General features: G+C 59.3%; 17 protein-coding genes and 1 pseudogene. 7 read left to right on the top strand and 11 right to left on the bottom strand.

Annotated elements, in window-relative coordinates; translation table 11 throughout:
- Positions 1 to 74: 74 nt before the first annotated feature.
- The 4 genes and pseudogenes from ACAD63_RS11955 to ACAD63_RS11940 all read right to left on the bottom strand — a co-directional run.
- Positions 75 to 347 (bottom strand): annotated as a pseudogene (locus ACAD63_RS11955) (porin); the annotation flags it as partial.
- 373 nt (positions 348 to 720) lie between these two features.
- A complete protein-coding gene (gene copK, locus ACAD63_RS11950; protein ID WP_434032693.1) occupies positions 721 to 1,005 on the bottom strand; it encodes a periplasmic Cu(I)/Cu(II)-binding protein CopK in 285 nt (94 codons plus the stop codon).
- A gap of 764 nt (positions 1,006 to 1,769) precedes the next feature.
- Positions 1,770 to 3,404 carry an ABC1 kinase family protein gene (locus tag ACAD63_RS11945; RefSeq protein ID WP_434032692.1) on the bottom strand — a complete coding sequence of 545 codons (1,635 nt, stop codon included), beginning with the start codon at positions 3,402 to 3,404 and terminating at the stop codon, positions 1,770 to 1,772.
- A 598-nt stretch (positions 3,405 to 4,002) separates the two neighbouring features.
- Entirely contained in the window at positions 4,003 to 4,572 is a 570-nt protein-coding gene (locus tag ACAD63_RS11940; RefSeq protein WP_434032691.1) for a hypothetical protein, read from the bottom strand.
- A gap of 336 nt (positions 4,573 to 4,908) precedes the next feature.
- On the opposite strand from ACAD63_RS11940, the gene ACAD63_RS11935 reads away from it, so the two are divergent.
- Positions 4,909 to 5,388, top strand: coding sequence for a cupredoxin domain-containing protein (locus tag ACAD63_RS11935; protein ID WP_434033982.1), 480 nt, complete (start codon positions 4,909 to 4,911; stop codon positions 5,386 to 5,388).
- A 136-nt stretch (positions 5,389 to 5,524) separates the two neighbouring features.
- On the opposite strand, the gene ACAD63_RS11930 is transcribed toward ACAD63_RS11935, so the two are convergent.
- Genes ACAD63_RS11930 through ACAD63_RS11920 form a run of 3 tightly spaced genes read right to left on the bottom strand, consistent with a single transcriptional unit; the run spans position 5,525 to position 7,520 of the window.
- Positions 5,525 to 6,031, bottom strand: coding sequence for a TPM domain-containing protein (locus ACAD63_RS11930; RefSeq protein WP_434032690.1), 507 nt, complete (start codon positions 6,029 to 6,031; stop codon positions 5,525 to 5,527).
- Positions 6,025 to 6,882, bottom strand: coding sequence for a TPM domain-containing protein (locus ACAD63_RS11925; RefSeq protein ID WP_434032689.1), 858 nt, complete (start codon positions 6,880 to 6,882; stop codon positions 6,025 to 6,027). Before ACAD63_RS11925 ends, ACAD63_RS11930 begins: the two co-directional genes overlap by 7 nt.
- Entirely contained in the window at positions 6,879 to 7,520 is a 642-nt protein-coding gene (locus ACAD63_RS11920; RefSeq protein ID WP_434032688.1) for a LemA family protein, read from the bottom strand. The genes ACAD63_RS11925 and ACAD63_RS11920 overlap by 4 nt, the downstream gene beginning before the upstream one ends.
- Before the next feature lie 319 nt (positions 7,521 to 7,839).
- On the opposite strand from ACAD63_RS11920, the gene ACAD63_RS11915 reads away from it, so the two are divergent.
- The 4 genes from ACAD63_RS11915 to ACAD63_RS11900 all read left to right on the top strand — a co-directional run bounded on the left by ACAD63_RS11915 (position 7,840) and on the right by ACAD63_RS11900 (position 13,261).
- A complete protein-coding gene (locus ACAD63_RS11915; protein ID WP_434032687.1) occupies positions 7,840 to 9,024 on the top strand; it encodes a methionine adenosyltransferase in 1,185 nt (394 codons plus the stop codon).
- A 248-nt stretch (positions 9,025 to 9,272) separates the two neighbouring features.
- A complete protein-coding gene (locus ACAD63_RS11910) occupies positions 9,273 to 11,747 on the top strand; it encodes a heavy metal translocating P-type ATPase (RefSeq protein ID WP_434032686.1) in 2,475 nt (824 codons plus the stop codon).
- A 582-nt stretch (positions 11,748 to 12,329) separates the two neighbouring features.
- Positions 12,330 to 12,596, top strand: a complete 267-nt coding sequence (locus ACAD63_RS11905; protein ID WP_434032685.1) for a DUF2933 domain-containing protein — start codon at positions 12,330 to 12,332, stop codon at positions 12,594 to 12,596.
- Positions 12,596 to 13,261 (top strand): methyltransferase family protein, encoded by a 666-nt coding sequence (locus ACAD63_RS11900; RefSeq protein ID WP_434033981.1) that lies wholly within the window; start codon positions 12,596 to 12,598, stop codon positions 13,259 to 13,261. The genes ACAD63_RS11905 and ACAD63_RS11900 overlap by 1 nt, the downstream gene beginning before the upstream one ends.
- A gap of 13 nt (positions 13,262 to 13,274) precedes the next feature.
- On the opposite strand, the gene ACAD63_RS11895 is transcribed toward ACAD63_RS11900, so the two are convergent.
- From ACAD63_RS11895 to ACAD63_RS11880, 4 genes are all read right to left on the bottom strand, one after another.
- The gene (locus ACAD63_RS11895; RefSeq protein ID WP_434032684.1) at positions 13,275 to 13,568 is read right to left on the bottom strand and encodes a hypothetical protein; all 294 of its coding nucleotides are present in this window, start codon (positions 13,566 to 13,568) and stop codon (positions 13,275 to 13,277) included.
- A 501-nt stretch (positions 13,569 to 14,069) separates the two neighbouring features.
- A complete protein-coding gene (locus ACAD63_RS11890; protein ID WP_205751655.1) occupies positions 14,070 to 14,339 on the bottom strand; it encodes a hypothetical protein in 270 nt (89 codons plus the stop codon).
- A gap of 207 nt (positions 14,340 to 14,546) precedes the next feature.
- Positions 14,547 to 14,954 (bottom strand): Hsp20/alpha crystallin family protein, encoded by a 408-nt coding sequence (locus ACAD63_RS11885; RefSeq protein WP_135705242.1) that lies wholly within the window; start codon positions 14,952 to 14,954, stop codon positions 14,547 to 14,549.
- 15 nt (positions 14,955 to 14,969) lie between these two features.
- Positions 14,970 to 15,410 (bottom strand): Hsp20/alpha crystallin family protein, encoded by a 441-nt coding sequence (locus ACAD63_RS11880; protein WP_135705243.1) that lies wholly within the window; start codon positions 15,408 to 15,410, stop codon positions 14,970 to 14,972.
- 971 nt (positions 15,411 to 16,381) lie between these two features.
- Here ACAD63_RS11880 and wecB point away from each other — a divergent pair.
- Positions 16,382 to 17,566: a non-hydrolyzing UDP-N-acetylglucosamine 2-epimerase gene (wecB, locus tag ACAD63_RS11875; RefSeq protein WP_135705244.1), complete on the top strand. Its 1,185-nt coding sequence runs from the start codon at positions 16,382 to 16,384 to the stop codon at positions 17,564 to 17,566.
- 84 nt (positions 17,567 to 17,650) lie between these two features.
- A complete protein-coding gene (locus ACAD63_RS11870; protein ID WP_135705245.1) occupies positions 17,651 to 18,025 on the top strand; it encodes a hypothetical protein in 375 nt (124 codons plus the stop codon).
- Positions 18,026 to 18,101 lie beyond the last annotated feature (76 nt).

Raw genomic sequence — 18,101 nt, 5'->3', positions numbered from 1 at the left:
ACACTGCCTCCGCCTAACTACCAAAGAGCCCACCGAATCGACGAGTCCGTCAATGACGGTACTCGGCGGACCGTTACATTGAAGTACACGTCGGTGCGCTTGGAGAAGGCGTAATCGGTGGATGCCACAAACATCAGCGGGTCCGCCCCGGAGCCACGCACATCCGTGTAGTACGCCACGCCCGTGAGGGATAAGGCCGAGGTCAGTTGATAGCGTAGGCCCGCCCAATACAGGTTCGAGCGAGTGTCGGTGGGGGAGGCCGAGATATTGCCGTTCAGCCAGCGGTAGCCGGCGTACAGCTTCGCGGGACCGATACCATAACTCACGCCCACGAGCGCACGCCGGTCCGCACACACCACAGGGCACGCGCCCTTTGGCGAGCGGCCGATTGGCGGCGGAATTCAATGAATGACGCGGACATGACGAATCGGTCAGGCCCCCCCTACTGCCGGGGATGAGCTGGTCGGCGTAACCATTCCGTGTTCCCAAGATGACGCAGGACAGCCGATGCCCGGCACCTGACCTATTTTCGGATTGCGGGACATGGTCGCCATGCCTTGACACTGCAGGCATTCAGGCCGTTGAGCGTAGCAAGCGGAGAGCAAATAGAGTAAGGGGCGTCATATCGACGGCGCCATGAACCGCCAGCCGAGGAGCCAAAGCGGTTGGCGCCTGCGCACGACCGCTTCGGCTGTGGCCATTCGAGCCGGCGTCTACCTCCTAGCCGCCCTCGCGATGCCCCTTGATCAGGGCATCGTCAAGGCGGAACACCTCGTTTCCTTTCATTAGGATCTTGCTCCCGTCCTTAGTTTCCATGACCTTGCCCTCGCGCATGCTCACGGTCTTCCCGAACTTGTTCTCCATGCCCATCTTCCCGTCTTTGAAAACATGAATCTTTGAGCCGTCCTTGAGCTCATAGGTTTTGACGACGTTGCTCTGGTCCACCGCGGCAGCGGTAAACGATAATGCGCCAATCAGTGTGGCAACGGCAAGTTTGCTTTTCATCTCAAGGCCTCCTTGGTTCCATAACACAACAAACAACTGAGAGCCCCCGGACTGGCTAGGTGCGAAGTCACAGAGACAGAGGAATGGCATCGCTGAGGCAGTGAAGCAGGGCGCGCCTGCTCGCAGTCACGTTTCGAGCGCCCCTGATCTCGTGTTGACTGGGTTGGCCGCGAGTTTCCCGAGGCGCTGCCGCGATGTTTAAGGGGTTCACGGCAGGCGCATAGTGCAACTCCTTCCTGTCAGCCTGCTCGGTATGAGACGGCGTGGATATGAAGCCTTGGTCAGCACATGAGTGCGCTTGGATCGGAGCGGAACCTGACTCTTCTTGCACCGTAGGCGCAATTCATTCCAGATATCGCTCATAGGCTCCCAGGCCAGACGGTTGGCCAGGATTGGACCGGGTACCATCCCCAACGCCGCGTCGCTAAGCAGGATGTGGAACCTCCCGACAGTCATTCATTTTTTCCTGGACGAGTTAACCGGCCTGTGCGTCATTCTGTCGTGTCGATAGGGGCAACGCGGCGTCACAGCCCGCTACATGCAGCATAAGCGATATTGGAAGCCTTGCCGCCGCGCTCGAGGGCATGATACGAAATGTAATCCTCCGGACAGCTTACCGTTATCTACGCACAGCGCGCCTGAATGGGTGCCCGTGGCGTCGGAGCCGCGACTGATCAATAGAGCCTGCCGCTAGTAGCAACATGGGTATCATAAACAGAACGAACTTGGGCGGGTGCTTTCGGCAAGGCTCCTGATTTGGATCTTCAGTTCAGCCTTTGATAGTCACGCGCGATGGAGTATGTGAACCGTACCGCAAGCACATATCCCGCGGCTGCCAAGACTGGCACCCCTAGGATCGTCGGGCCGATAGGATTTCTGATCAGCAACGTTGAAGCGATATACAAACCGAGGGTCACTATGGCTAGCGCGATGCGGGCGCCGAGATGTTCAAGGGACCGCCCAAAGTGGGGATCATGATTTATTGTCAACTCAAACAGTCCTGACTTCCCCAATCTATCATGAAGCTTACGAGCCATGAGATCTGGCAGCTCGTCAATGGTTGCCGCCAGTTCAAATGAGAGTCTCCGAGATCGGCCTGATTCCTGATCGGTGATGTCTATTTTCCCGTTTCTCACATGCTGAGACAGGGCTTCGACTATGGAAAACTCCGGTGCAATCCGCTGCAAGGTCGATTCTAGCAATAGAATAGTTCGGCTAAAGACAAGCAGGTCAGAGGGGAGGCCAACGGCGCTGGATCGCCCCGCCGCGATCAGACGGGATAGCGCATTTGCGATTGACCACTCGCGCAGCGGCAAGTCGGCGAAGTCGCGTAAGAGGTCGTCGACGACTTCGAGGAAGATTCTGCGATCCGCGTGCTGCCGTAGCAGGCCCATATCCAGCCACGCATCGACAACCCAGTCGGCATTCTGTTCTACAAACGCGGTAGCGAAAGCCGCCAATGCACGTCGAAGTCGTCTATCGATATGGCCGACGATGCCGAAGTCATGAAAGCAAACGCGCAGATCGGGCATGACAAACAAATTCCCGGGATGAGGATCACCGTGAAAATAGCCGATAGTGAACAATTGATGCACATAGCTATCGACGATCGACTGCGCAACAATCATGCCTTGCTCACCGTGGATTTCGTCGATGCGCCGACCGTGGCTGAATTCCTGAACTAGTACCGTTTCAGTCCAGAGGCCATCGATCACGTCAGGTACGAAGACGGTTGGCGAGTCTCGCATTGCATCGGCGAATCGACGGACGTTCCTCGCCTCGCGCGCTAGATCGATTTCGCGCCTCAGGTTGGACCAAATTTCATCTACCACGGCAACCGGGTTAAGAGGGCGCAGCGTGGGGACGAGCCGTTGGGCAATATGTGCGACGCGGCGCAGGAGTCGCATATCCGAATCCACTTGAGCGCGGATGTTGGGGCGGCGAATCTTGACGATGACGTCATGCCCATTAGCCAATGTCGCGCGGTGTATTTGCGCTATCGAAGCGGCGGCTAGCGGCTGCCGGTCGAAACTGGCAAATATCGCTTCCGTGCTACGCCCGAAGGCAAGCTCAATAATGCTCTCTGCGACATCTGCGGGAAATGGCGAGACATGATCCTGAAGTCGCTCTAGGGCTCGCAGCGTCTCCTCTGGCAGCAAGTCAGCACGTAAGCTCAGGTGTTGTCCAAGCTTGACGAAGGTCGTACCGAGGCCCTGCAGCAGGTCTGCAAAACGCTCGCCCGTTGTTTGATTAGGGCGTGCCCAAGGGAGCTTACATCGGGCCAGCCACAACACGAACCCAGAAAATGCAGTGACGATCGTGACAGCGCGTCCCACAGAGTTGGGCCGCCGCAGGATTGTCACCGGGCCATTTCCCGTTTCGCTTGGTACGGTGTTCATTGTGGTCCTTCCAGCAAGATCGTATCCCTATCTGCGTGGAATCCCAGAATCATGGCAGCCCCGCTGGGCGGCGGAAACCTATGGTAAGGACTTCGGTCATCAAGCGTCCAGGTGACGCCATGCCTGCGGGCGGCCGCCAATTGCGGATAAGTGTAGTGCATCAGAGCGCACGTACCGGGACTCGTTTTCCACTGCATTGGCTTATTGTGAGATCTCTTTGTCACGGAGGGCGCTGGCCGGGCGCTGGCTCCGAGGGTTGTGCAGTAAGAAGAGGGTGCCAGCGATAATAGATCGCTGGGGTCTCCGGGGCTGGGGCCTGCTTGCTTAACAAGCTGGTGCGACAAGAAGCTGCGATCCGGCATGCCGCCCGTCCCGACTTTAGCCGTCAACATCAGTAAGCCCGCGCCCCCGAAAGTGACGCAGTACCTGCGCGCCCACTGACTAGCGCTGGCCAATGAAGATGTGCAGTCCATAGGCAGAGAGCAGCCTGGGAGGCTTGCATGGCCGCCATCGTGCGCGAACAACATGATGGCGCGTGACCGGAAGGGGAGCGGTGCGTTGAAAGTTCCCGTGGAGCAATCGTGAAAGAGATCGATTTCTACTGCGCGCCCTTGCTTTGCGGAGGAGTCGCCGATATCACGTACTCGATGTCCGCGTCGTGGTTTGGCACCCTCACGAATAGTCGAAATCGAACCTTATTACTCAGCACGGTCGTGAAAATTTGACCATACGACGCCTGGCCGTTAATCGCCATTGGCGTCAAATACTTGGGCGGCGAATCCACGATTCCAATCTCGCTAACTTGCGCGCGTATTATGGCATTGTCGATTCGTGAGCCATCGGGATTGAATAACGCGACGACCAGATGCTGGAGCTGCCCACCGCCGGGCGGTATCGCGCCGTGCATATCTTCAATCGCGTGCTTCTGGGAAACGATAGCGGCCGGGACGAGGCCCCAGTACAGCACCACGCCGTCACGCACCAGCCGATTCTGAGCGATTGCGCTCGTTGAGGCTAAGGCGAAAGCAAATAGCGCCACGAGGACAATTCGCAAGCGATGAAGACTTTGGATGGCAGTCTCGTGACCAGATCGGACTGCTGGAGGACAAGGCCGGATCGGCGTTCCGGGCCAGCCCCGCGCAATGTCATCGCTATCATCGGTGTTCATAGTCGACCTCCTTCAGTGCCAATCCGCAAGCTCGTCATTCGCTTGCCAGTCTTTAAACCCAGCTTAGTCAGTGAGAATGCGATTGATTTGATGTGCGTCAGTCAGTCGCGAACTGAGCCGTCGCGTCCTCTCCAGAGGCAAGTCCTTGAAGGCGAACGTATGGGGATTTTGCGCCACGTCCCGCGCGCGCTGGTCCCATCATTGGGGAACCGGCACCTTCTCGACCCGATTTCTGTCATTATGCTGATGTTCGGGACGGATGAATCGCGCATTCACCCAGTACGCGAGCTGTACACCCAGGCGCAATGGAGGGCTAACATGAAGTTGTCGAGGCAAGTGAAGGCGACGGTCATTGCCGTCGCTGCCGCTATACCCATCGCAGTCATGGCGAGTGATGACAGGGCGAAATGGTGGCACGGCCACGGGCACGGCGGTGGCGGAGTGGCTGCATTTGGGCAAGCTGGCGATTCGAAAAAGGTCAGTCACACCATCAACGTGGATATGACAGACGGCATGCGATTTATCCCTTCCACGATTACGGTAAAGAGGGGGGAAACCATTCGTTTCCACGTCAGGAATACCGGAAAAATGAAGCACGAGATGGTTCTTGGGACGGAAGGTGAATTGGAGGAGCATTACCAGATGATGCTGAAGATGCCGGAGATGAAATATACCAAGCCTAACGCTATCGCACTTGACGCCGGGGAGACTGGTGAGATCGTCTGGCGATTCACCAAACGTGGTACGGTGCCGTTTGCATGCCTGTTACCGGGTCATTACGACGCCGGCATGAGGGGAGTGGTGACGGTGAAGTAATGGCCAGGGATTACTTTGTCCCCCGCGCATGGCAAGCCGAGCGGGGCGCCCTGAAGGACCGAGATGGGGTATGAGACGTACAATTACTACACTACGCAGCGGCCGGCTTAGCTGCCGATGGCATGCTCCGTATTCGTCATAGAATCACAGTTTTGTCGGCCAACTCGTTTTGACAATGATCGCGCGCCGGGAAATGCTGTGTCATATGTCGAGTGACCGCCTGGATGCCGGCAATCACTCCTGCCTGATACTCCCCGTGGCGGAATCTGGCCTCCATCTCGCGGCAGATAATTTCCCAGGCGTCGGCGCCAACTCTTGCATGCACCCCCCGATCTGCCACGATTTCAACATCATGGTCCGCCAGCAGGAGATAGATCAGGACACCGTTGTTCTGTTCGGTATCCCAAACGTGGAGTTGCGAGAATACCTCGATCGCGCGCGTTCTGGCCGATTGACCATTGAGCAGGGCGGTGCTGTGTAATGCGCCCTCCAAGGCAAAGCGAATTTCGCCGCCATGCATAGCCTCACTTAGCTTGATGGCCTCCTCGATGGCGTTCAAGGTCTCCCGAGGAAAGGCGTGATGAACGTGCCAGTGAGTCATCATCAGGTGGCGCCCGATGCGATTGAAGTTGTTCGTTACCATTTGCCCGAGGCCCCGCCGCCACCAAATCCACCACCGCCGCCGCCGAAGCCACTACCTGATCGGCCCGATCTGCCTGAGCGGCCACTACCACTGTGCCACGCACCCACGTGCGCGCCCATGCCACCACCCAGCAAGGTGAACGCCAAAGCAATCATGCCCGCAGCAAGTGCAACGAGCATAGTGCCAGAGAGCAGCCACATCACTGCACCAACTGCTGTACCGGTGGCAATCGCCCCGGGGAATCTGCCAAGGGCGCTTCGCAGTACGCCTGCCAGCACCAGTGTGAGTACCAGCACGATCGGCATATACTGACGAACGGGATCCCTTTCGCCAGCGACCGCGGTTTTCGGTGGTGGCAGCGGCTCGCCGTCGACCACCTGGACCATTCCCTCAACACCCGCAGTGAGGCCGCCATAGAAGTCTCCCTGCTTGAAACGGGGAACGATGATCTCACTAATGATGCGCTTGCTTGTCGCGTCAGTCAGAATGCCCTCAAGTCCGTAGCCCACTTCAATCCGGAGTGTGCGATCGTCCTTGGCGATAATCAGCAAGGCACCGTCGTCGACCCGCTTGCGCCCCAGTTTCCACTGCTCCACGACGCGGAGGGAGTATTGCTCGATAGTTTCTGGCTGGGTGCTCGGGACGACAAGGATGGAAAGCTGACTGCCCTTCCGAGCTTCAAAGGCTGCCAGTTTTTGCTCCAGGGTTTCCCGTTGATCGCGCGTGAGCGTGCTGGTCAGGTCCGTCACACGCGCCGTCAATGCTGGGATTGCGACCTCGGGGAAGACCGTTAGCGGAAGGAAAAGCGCAACTGCCAGGATTGAGGCAAGCGCGGCCTTGATCGAATTCAATTGGGCCTCCGCGAGGCGGGAGCCGGCGCACCGCCGAATTCAATCTGCGGAGGCTTGGCAATACCCGCCTCGTTGGCGACGGTGAAATTAGGTCTTTCTTTGTATCCGAAAGCCATCGCCGTCAGATTCGAAGGGAACGAGCGGACGGTTACGTTGAAGCCCTGCACTGCCTGAATGTATCGATTTCGCGCGATGGCGATGCGGTTTTCGGTGCCGTCCAGCTGCGCCTGCAGATCCCGAAAGCCAGCATCCGCCTTCAGCTGCGGATAGTTCTCCGAAACGGCGAGGAGCCGTGTCAGAGAACTCGTCAATTGTTGCTGAGCGGCCTGAAATCGCGCGAACGCTTCCGGGTCATTGAGGAGTTCCGGGGAAGCCTGAAGCGCACCGACACGCGCGCGCGCCTCGGTCACCTGAGTCAAGACCTCGCGCTCATGACTAGCGTAGCCCTTGACCGTGTTAACGAGATTTGGCACCAAGTCGGCCCTGCGCTGGTACTGGTTCAGCACCTCCGCCCAACCCGCCTTGACCTGTTCTTCCTGCGATTGAATGGTGTTGTAGCCACATCCCGTGAGCGCCAGTGCAAGCAGCGTCAGCAGTCTCAACCAAACTTTGCGCACGGCGCACCTCCAGATTTCCATGGCATCTGTTTCGAATGCCGAAGTCTTTATGCGACGGATGTCTCGGAACAGAAGCCATCGCAAAACCAATCCACAGAATTCATCCTAGAGCACATGGAGGACATGCCCTTGATTTGCCTCAACGAACACCGACTCCGGGCGGCCGAGCTGGCCAGTGCCGTAGCCGGCCGAGTTCAAGTCCCATCAAAATGGAGGCCATCTGGTAGTGCCGTCGGGCCGGCTTGTGCTTCACTGAATGGAGAGTCCCTAGCTGGCCGCCCAGTTCCGTCGATCGTCGCTAAGACAGGGACGGCTTCTCTTTCAGAGTCTGGAGGTCTTGATGCTGCGCTCAGACGAGATCGTTCTTTCTATCGCAACGTCATCGGTCTTGGTCCAAGGGCGCGCAGAGATCTGTGAGCACAAGGGGATCGGCCACCCGGACAGCCTTTGCGATGGCGCGGTGGAGGCAGCCGCCCGCGCGCTTTCCCGCGCCTATATTGATGGCTATGGCGCCGTGCAGCCGTTCAACCTCGATAAGGCGTTGCTGGTCGGCGGCACGAGCGCGCCGAAATTCGGTGGCGGCAGGCAGCTGCGCTCAATACGTCTCATCGTATCCGGGCCGGTTACCGAGCTTCCGTCGGCAAAGGTCGAGTATCTTGTTGAGCAGGCCATTCGCGAATACTTCGCCACTTCTCTGGGCGGGATTGGCAACGGCATCCGCATCGAGCCAATTCTGCGCCCGTCAGCGCCAAACCTACGGCGGGTGACTGGAGACGCGATTCTCCCGCTGTCCAATGACACATCCTTTGGTGTCGGTTATTCGCCACATACACCACTTGAATATGCAGTACTGTCCGCCGCGGACGTCCTGCAATCCAGTGCATTCAGGAGCATGTTTGCGGCGGCAGGGCTCGATTACAAGGTGATGGGGAGTCGGCTGGGCGAGCATCTGCGCCTCACGATTGCGCTCGCACTTGTGGACCGATGCGTGCACACCGTCGACGAATATTTGTTGCTCAAAGAGCGGATTGGATCGTATCTGGCGGGGCAAATCGGTATCGAGGCCGAGATTGCCATCAATACCCTCGATGACCAGGATGCTCGCGATGAGCGCGGAATTTACCTGACTGTCACTGGCTTGAGCGCCGAGCATGGCGATGATGGCCAGGTAGGCCGCGGTAACCGGGTCAATGGATTGATCACACCATATCGACCCATGTCACTGGAGGCGGCAGCGGGCAAGAACCCCGCGGCGCATGTCGGCAAGCTGTATAACATGCTCGCCCACCGGCTGGCAGCTCATATCTACGACAGCGTAGATGGCGCGGACGACGTCATCGTCCGGCTCCTTTCCGGAATCGGACGTCCCATCAACCAGCCCCAGCTAGTTGCCATTGATGTTGCGGCCGAGCGCGGTTTGTCGACTGCCCAGGAGCAGCACATTCGGGAACTTGCCCGGCAACAGCTGGAGGCGCTGCCCGCCTTGGTCAGCGAGCTCGTCCACGGCACGGTACCGGTTTTCTAAGGCTCACGAAGGCAAGCGTGCCAATCTCGGCGCCGGTATCGGCTGACCGAGGCCCTCCGTGAAGCTTCGGCAGATGCAAAGATCGCTCGAATGTGTTATTTCGCACTCATTTGCGAACCAGCATTCCCCAGCAAGTTCACCTGCCTCGGGAATTCTTGATTCACCTCAAGTGGCAGATTGATTGGTCGCGCAGAATGCAAAAGCAATCGTGCTGCAGGTTCTCCGAACTACTCTAAGGAGCCGAGGGAATGCCGATCAAGTCAGCTACCCCGTATGGGGAGAATTGCGGCGGCGTTACCAACGCCAAGACGGCCCCAGCGACCGCCGCAACCGCATCCGAACGGTTAGTGCGGGATCCCGTCTGCGGCATGGAGATCTCCCCGAGCGGCGCCGCTGCCAGTGCGGAAGTTGACCGAGAGCGGTATTGGTTCTGCTCGCGTCACTGTGAGCAAGCGTTCCTCGCCAACCCTGCACAATATACCCTCGGGCCTGCTCAGCAGCGAGAACACTTGAGCTTTGCTTGCCCGCCTGCGGACGCACCCGCCCGGTGGGTGGCGACACCCGCATTTGCCGCCAGCGGCGCAAAGCAACTCGCCAAGGACCCGATCTGCGGGATGATGGTGGACAAGGCAACGGCCCTGTCCACGGAGCGTGGCAACCGCAAGTACTACTTCTGCAGCGACAGCTGCCTTCGGACCTTCGAGTCCCCCGAGCGCGAGCTGAAGGCCATGAAGACACGCGTGACCATCGCCCTCACGGGCGTGCTTGCGCTGGCGGTGCTCCGAGCCGGTGCTTTCCTGGCGTTGGCGGCGGGCGCGACCCTGCTGACCTGGGCGCCCATTCCCGCCTTGCCGTGGTTCACGTGGGGGATGTGGCTATTTCTGCTCGTTACGCCAGTGCAGTTTATCGGTGGCTGGAGCTTCTACAAGGGCGCGTGGAATGCGATCCGCACGCGCAATATCAACATGGACTTCCTTATCGCCCTGGGGACGTCCGTAGCCTATTTCTACAGCGTGGTGGTGCTGTTCTTTCCGTCCTGGCTGCCAGTTAAAGTGGAAGAACGAGACGTGTATTTCGAGGTCTCGGCGGTGATTATCGCCTTCGTGCTGCTTGGCAAGTATATGGAGGAAATCATCAAGAAGAAGTCCTCCGCCGCTGTCCGGCGTCTGCTCGACCTGCGTCCGGCCGTCGCTCATGTGCTTCGTAACGGCAAAGAGATGGAAATCCCAGCCGAAAGTATCATGGTCGGTGAAGCGGTCGTCGTACGCCCGGGTGAGAAAATTCCCACCGACGGCAAAGTAATCGATGGTCAGACCAGCGTCGATGAGTCAATGCTGACCGGCGAATCGATGCCCGTGGAAAAGACGCTTGGCGCTGCGGTCATTGGCGGTACGCTTAACCGCAGCGGTGTCTTCATCTTCCAGGCCACAAAGATCGGTGCCGAAACGGCCCTCGCGCAGATCATCAAGATGGTCGAGGATGCCCAAGCCAGTACCGCGCAGATTCAACGGCTGGCTGACCAGGTTACTGCCTATTTCGTGCCGGCTGTCGTCATCGTTGCGTTCCTTGCCCTAGCCGGCTGGACCGTGGCCGGCCATTTCCCGCACGGCCTCCTGGCCTTTGTTGCTGTCCTCATTATCTCTTGCCCGTGTGCGCTGGGCGTGGCGACCCCCGCCGCGTTGATGGTCGGGGTCGGCAAGGGCGCGGACAACGGCATCCTGATCCGCGGTGGTGAAGTACTGGAGCGGGCGGAAAAGCTGACGTCGGTTGTCTTCGACAAGACGGGGACAATTACGCGCGGGGAGCCAACGGTGACCGATGTCATACCGGTCGCGGAGCACGAGGAAAATGGCTTGCTGAGCCTCGCTGCCTCCGTCGAAACCGGGTCAGAGCACCCGTTGGGCCAGGCTATCGTGCGCGCCGCCCAACACCGAGTTCTCTCCCTTCCCAAGGCCACGAGTATCAGCGCGTTGCCTGGCTTGGGCATCCAAGGTTTGGTCGAAGGTGAGCAGATCTGGCTGGGCAATCGGCGCCTGTTCGCACGCCAAGGGATTCAGACAGAAGCAGTCGAAGCCCTGTTGGGCAAGCTTGAAGCTGATGGCAAGACGGCCATGTTGGTCGGCGCAGGCACACAGTTGCTCGGCGTGGTGGCCGTAGCGGATACGGTGAAGCCGGAGGCGGCCGAGGCCGTGGCTGCCTTGCGGGCAAGCAAGATCAAGGTGGTACTGCTGAGCGGCGACAACCGGCGCACTGCCGAAGCAATCGGCCGACAAGTAGGCATCGAGCGCGTGATTGCAGAAGTCCTGCCGCAAGACAAAGTCACAACCATTCAGGCCTTGCAGAAGCAGGGGGAGGTCGTGGCCATGGTTGGGGACGGCGTCAATGACGCGCCGGCGCTGGCCGTCGCCGATATTGGCATTGCCATTGGTTCGGGGTCGGACGTTGCAAAGGAGACCGGAGGCATCATCCTGATTCGCAATGACGTGCGCGACGTCGTCGCCTCCATTCACTTGTCGCGCGCAACGATGCGCAAAATCAAGCAGAACCTCTTTTGGGCGTTCATTTACAACACTATTGGCATCCCCGTCGCTGCGCTTGGCTTCTTGAACCCCATCATCGCAGCAGCCGCTATGGCACTGTCATCGTTGAGCGTGGTGGCAAACTCGGCCTTGCTCAAGCGTGCTCGCCTTAGCGCGGTTGTTCCCAGCAAGGAGGCGGCATGAGGCAAACGTTGGCATGAATATGCGCCGTCATTGCGACACTACTTGCAGCCGCAATCGTCTATTGGTTTGGGATTTCGCCGCTCACCATACTGATCGCGTTGCTCTTGCTCGCCTGTCCAGTCGTCGTGATATGGATGAGCCTGCGGCTGTCAAGGCAGTGCGAGCAAGACATCCGCCACGCCGTCGAGCGTGAGCGTAAGTCTCGCGGAAAATGTTGACGAGGAGGACCTAAAAATGAACTGGCTCTCACAAAATCTCAATTGGATCATTCTTACTGGAGCAGGCCTAATCGCACTGCTTGCGTGGCAGCGCGTCATGAATCGCCAACGCCGGCAGGACGGGGAAAATCTCCCTGCAGCTCACCGGGACGACCACACTGTGCATGACCCCGTCACCGGCAAGCCGGTCGATCTGTCACACGCCCTTACGGCCGACTTCGAGGGGAAACCCTACTTCTTCGAGTCCGAAAACTCTCGGGCTGTCTTCCAGCAAGATCCTGCTCGATACGTGCACCGCCATCATCGCCATCACGGCTGTTGCTAGATGAGGCGGTCCATAGGATGACCTCCATAGGAGCGAAGTATGAAGCACGAGCAGAACAATCATGATCGGCCACAGGATGCACAGCGAACGGTTTCCAGGTCGAAGCTGGTCACAATCGGCTTTCTCCTGGTGATCGCCTACTTCCTGTTCACTGAACACCGAGCGCACGTCATCCCGTTCTTGCCTTTCCTGCTGCTCGCAGCCTGTCCGCTAATGCACCTCTTTATGCACGGTGAACATGGCCACGGGCATGGCGACCGGAAGGATGAGAAACCCAAGGACTTGAACACCAAACGAGAGCGATGATGCAACACGAAACGCAGTCGGGATATGGCCTGTGGTTGCTGGTGGCTATCAACTCCGCCATCTTCATCCTCTTCGCCTTCAGCTTCACAAAGCCGAGGACGACGCGTGACTGGCGCTCCTTTGGCGCGTTCTCCGCGTTCATTGTGGCGCTCTTTACTGAGATGTACGGCATTCCCCTGAGTATCTATCTCCTGCTGCCGTGGCTGTCGGCGAAGTTTCCAGGCATCGACTTCCTCGCCCATGATGCCGGCCATCTCTTGGAGACGATGTTCGGGTGGCGCGCTAATCCGCACCTGGGACCCTTTCACATTGCCAGCAACATCCTGATCTTTGGCGGCTTCATCATGCTCGCCGCCGCTTGGCGGGTGCTGTACCTGGCGCAGCAGCAGCATCGCCTCGCAAGCACTGGGCTCTATGCGCGCATGAGGCACCCACAGTATGTCGCCTTCGTTCTGATTATGTTCGGCTTCTTGCTGCAGTGGCCGACGATTCCCACACTGGGGATGTTCCCCATCCTGGTCTGGATGTACGTGCGGTTGGCCAAGGCCGAGGAACGCGAGGCGCTGGCGGTGTTTGGGCAGGAATACGAAGAGTATCGCGCCAAGACACCTGCGTTCATGCCGCACTTCAGCGGATCCGACTGTCCTCGGCCTCGACCAAATTGAGCTAAGGCTATGCTTAACAAGCCGCGTGAATTGGTGCGTTCAGACTGATAAGAACGTGTGCGGGCGAAAAACTCGGCTCTGATGACGAGAATGAAACAGCTGCCAGGGCCGGTACGGTAGCCTGGCAGATGGCAATCACGTGCAGCGGGTCCTCCGTGCCAATCTGACGGATAAAAGCCTGCAGTTCGGTGACATAGTCATCCAGGTGAAACGGCCCGTCCACCACGGGCACACAGCGCGCATCGATCCAGTCCGTCACATAGACGATATGCTCTGCCAATAAGGTTTCGACGACCTCGCGGAGCATGACGGCGTGATGCCCTGCCAGTGGCGCACAGACCAGCACAGCAGGTCTTGGATGGGAGGCGGCGGGGCCAAGAGCGCCCAGTGTGCCAGGTGGCGCCGCATGCTGTCGATGACTTCCCCCTGCCCCGCCCTCAGCCTGCTCACGCTAAAACGGTCCCGCAGGACGCGCATCAGGCCATGCGGCAGCTTGCGTGGCATCGACCATCGCTCGTCTAGCGGCCGCCGCAGGGAACGACGCGCACCAGCCGGCCGGTGCAATGGCTACTGGCTCGCGGCATCACTGTCGCCTTCACCACCCTTCTCCTGGTTCGCGGTCTTGCTCTCGTCTGGTTGCCGACCGTCTGCCGGAGTGGCTGCGCCACCAGAGATGAGACTGGCTTGGTCATCGCAACGCAACACTAAGGGAGAAGATGCCAATCTTGCATGTCGTCATCTTCCGAGCGATCGGTGGTCGTTGGCATGTTTCTCCCATCCGTCACGATGGCGCAAAGCCCACCAGACTTTAACGCTTCGCGGCAGCGCGGGCAGATGGGATGTTTGGCTTGTGCGCGGCCTTGGCAGCAACAGCGGCGGCACTGGCCACCTGGTTTTCCGCCAGTTCGACGGCTTGCCGCGTGGATTGCCGCAAGGATTCGCAGAAGGTGGCGCCGGAAAGCATGGCCGCCTGCCATGCGTCCAGCGCGCCTTTCGAGCCGGCCGGCGCACTTTGCATGAGCCTGTCGAAAATCTCCTGCAAACTGTGCTTGCTCGTTTCGTACTGGGCTTCGACCACCTTCTGGAAGTCGTCTCGGGTATCCCTCGCATCGGTCTCTGGAAAACCCTTGGCCCGTCTCGGGCCAAAGATGGCAAGCGGAGGACCGTTGCATCGGCTTCAGGCGCCAAAGCTTAGGAGAAGTGCGGGTCTAGTTCAAGCCGCTGGCGGCTAGTTCCAGCCGCTACGCGGCATGGCGCGTTCTCCCTGGCTTATCTCGGCCCGGACTCAGGAAACACTGACGTCGATGCGTCGCGGACGCGCGGCCTCACGGCGTGGAATCGTCAGCCTCAGCACGCCGTCCTGCAGATTCGCCTCGATCTTCGTCGAATCGAGATCGGGGCTCAGCGAGAACGCTCTCGCGAAACGCGGCTGCCGGATTTCAGCGTGTTGTACCCGCAGGCCCGAGGGCATCGATACGATTGCCTGCGCCTCGATATGAAGGTTCCCGTCATGGACGCTGACTTCCAGTTGGTCGCGGGTCACACCAGGCAGGTCCGCCCACAAGGTAACGCCGCCCGCATCCTCGACGATATCGACCGGCGGGAGCAACGTGACGGCAGGTGCCGCCTTTTCATCCTGGGCTTGTGCGACAGCACCTTGAGGCTGTGCAACGACTTGTTTCACCTCTGACATGGCATTCTCCCCGGTTCACTGGACGGTAATCGCGCGCGCCTTGGACGCTTCCCTCTTGCCCACGCTAATCGACAGGCAGCCGTTCGCGTAGCGGGCCTGAACCTTGTCAGGGTCGGCGCTTTGCGGCAGCTCGATGACGCGCCTGAATGAGCCAACGAAGCGCTCACGCGCATAGCGCTTGCTATCCGGCGAGTCGTCCGTACAGGAAGGACCGCGCTCCCCACTGATCGTCAGTAGCCCCTTGTCGATAGAGACCTCAAGGTTTTCCCGTTTCAGCCCGGGCGCGAACGCAACGATCTCGATGGTGTCGTCCGTCGACCCGATATTCACCGGCGGGAAAGCGCCGAAGCGCCCGGAGCGGATACTGGAGGGGAAGCCGCCAAACACGTCCGCCATCTGCCTTTGCAGGCGGTCGAGTTCACTGAAGAGATCGGCACCGAAAACTACGTGACTCATGGTCTTATCTCCTTCAAACCGCAAGGAGGCGAAGGGGCTTGCGCGCTCCCGTTCGCCTGCCTTGCCGGCCGAAACAAACAGAAACGCAGCGCGACGTCGCGACTGCTTGAGCCGGAAATAGAAGCAGTAAGTCAAATTTCAAGAGTACGGTAGGGCACTTAGGCGGAGGGCCTCGCATAAAGCACCCTCTCTGCGGTATCTAGGCTGCCACGCTCTGCCTAAGTATGTCGGATATGTGTGATCTGTACGCGAACGCGCTGGCGAGACTCTTCGACTGCTCGGCGTGCGTCAACCAATCCACGGGGGCGGTGTCCGTTATTAATAGGTTTTAAAACTAACTTGCATAAAATTTCATTCTTGAAACTACTTGACCGTCCCGCGTCGGGCTCGATTTGTGCTCCGCAAAGATATGATTGCGGACATCCCTGCACACGCGAGTAGCATTAGCTATTCACGCTTTGCCTTAGCCTGAGTGCTCATGCATTGTTTTTTCAGCCTTTGGGCACGCCATGCGGACCTGCTTTGGGATTTGCAAAGGTCGAATTCTGAAACAATTCTGAGGCACATTGGGTAGTGGTACCCACACCCGACATGCCCCGTGAGTGATGGCATGCGCGGCAAGCTCGCGCCGTTGATATCACCTCTTGACGTTTGGCCCCGCTCTGCCGTGCGGCAATGCAAACGTCTTAGATTCCTATCCAGATATTCCCTTGTAACAAAAATGCAACCATGCAGACGGCTCCGGTCGTCGGCACGGTTTGTTGCTCCCAAGAATTCGTAATGAATTCATCAGGCTACGAATGACTGGCACAACCATCGCTCGGTTATGTCGCGGCATGCATATCCCTACATAACAAAAAAGTGATTCAGGTCTACGCATCGCGGCTCAGCCTTGCGTTCAACGCCGGGCGGGACGACTGACCAGGCAAATCGTCCGCCAACCGACCGGCGAAGTAACCCAGAGACATCACATGCCGATGAAGGTCCTTGCTGTATTCGGAACTCGACCCGAGGCCATCAAGATGGCGCCGTTGATTCACCGGCTTCGGGAATCCAGCCATTTCGAGTTGCGGGTCTGCGTCACGGGCCAGCACCGTCTGATGCTGGACCAGGTACTTCGCCTCTTCGAAATCGTGCCGGACTATGACCTCAACGTCATCAGCCACGGGCAAAGCCTGTCCGACATCACGACACGCGTACTGTCAGGCGTGCACATGGTCCTGGACCGTTTCCTGCCTGAGGCCCTGCTTGTCCACGGCGACACCACCACCACGCTGGCCGCCACGCTTGCAGCCTTCTATCGAAACGTCGCGATCGGCCACGTCGAAGCGGGACTGCGCACTGGCAATCTCAGCGCTCCTTGGCCGGAAGAAATGAATCGGCGCGTGACCGACGTGATGGCGTCCTGGCATTTCGCGCCGACGCAACAGGCGCAGGAAGCCTTGCTGCGCGAAGGCGTCGACCCGGCGCGCATCAGCCTGACCGGCAACACCGGCATCGACGCGCTGCTGCAGGTCAAGGCCAGGTTGGACGCCGATGCCGAAATGCGCGGCCGGCTGGCGAGCCGGTACCCATTCCTGGATGAGACGCGCCGAATGGTGCTGGTGACCGGACACCGGCGCGAAAACTTCGGTACACCATTCGAGCGGCTGTTCAGCGCGCTGCGCATGCTGGCGGACCGCAATCCGGATATCCAGATCGTCTATCCGGTGCATCTGAACCCGCGCGTGCAGGGTCCGGTGCAGGCGATCCTGAGCGGGCACCCCAGCATCCACCTGATCGATCCGCAGGACTACCTGCCCTTTGTGTTCCTGATGTCGCGCGCCTATCTGATCGTCACCGACTCCGGCGGCATCCAGGAAGAGGCGCCGGCCTTGGGCAAGCCGGTGCTGGTAACGCGGGAAACCACCGAGCGGCCGGAAGCCGTGGCCGCCGGTACCGCTCGGCTGGTCGGTACCGACCCTGCTCGCATCATCGCGGCCGCGGAGCACTTGCTGAACGACCCGACGGAGTACGCCTGCATGGCGCGCGCGCACAACCCGTTCGGCGACGGCCGCGCCAGCGAACGCATCGTCGGTGCGCTGCAGGCGGCGTCACCTGAGCCGTACCGGCAAGGTGGTGATGAAGCGGTCAACGTCAACGTCGCCACCCAGTAGTCAAGCGAAGCATCAACGAAGCCGGCGGCCGGGCGCCACGCCCCCGAAGCCGAATGGCCACCGCAAGCAGGAGGAACAAGGCAAATGAAGCGCTTACGTACTGCAACGAATACCGCAACGACTGTCGCAGCGGCGGGCACGTCCGCTACAGCCATCGTTGTGGTAGCCGCCGTCGCCCTGGCATGGACGCCTGCGCATGCCGCGTTGACCGAAGAAGCGGCAGCGACCGCGGCCAAGGCCCCGCTCTACCTGCCGGCGAGTCCGGCGGATCCGGGTGGGTTGAAGGGCTACAACCATAGCTTCCAGATTGACTTTGCCTACGAAGCGCAAGGGAAAGGCAAGAACAAGGAGCAAAAGGACAAGCTGAAGGCGATCAAGCCAAAGAAGGCCGTGTCCGGGCCGAAGGTGAAGTCGGGCACGTACACGCTTGCGCCGGCCCCGGGTGCCGAGCCGGATTGACGCACGCATGCACATGATGCCTGACGACATATCGGCTCCAGAAAGGTCGCCCGGAAGGGCTTTCCCCACGGTGGCC

The organism is Cupriavidus sp. a3 (assembly GCF_051015765.1).
GTDB lineage: Bacteria > Pseudomonadota > Gammaproteobacteria > Burkholderiales > Burkholderiaceae > Cupriavidus > Cupriavidus oxalaticus_A.
The sequence above is the reverse complement of the archived record's forward strand: the minus strand, read 5'-3'. Positions and strand labels throughout refer to the sequence as shown.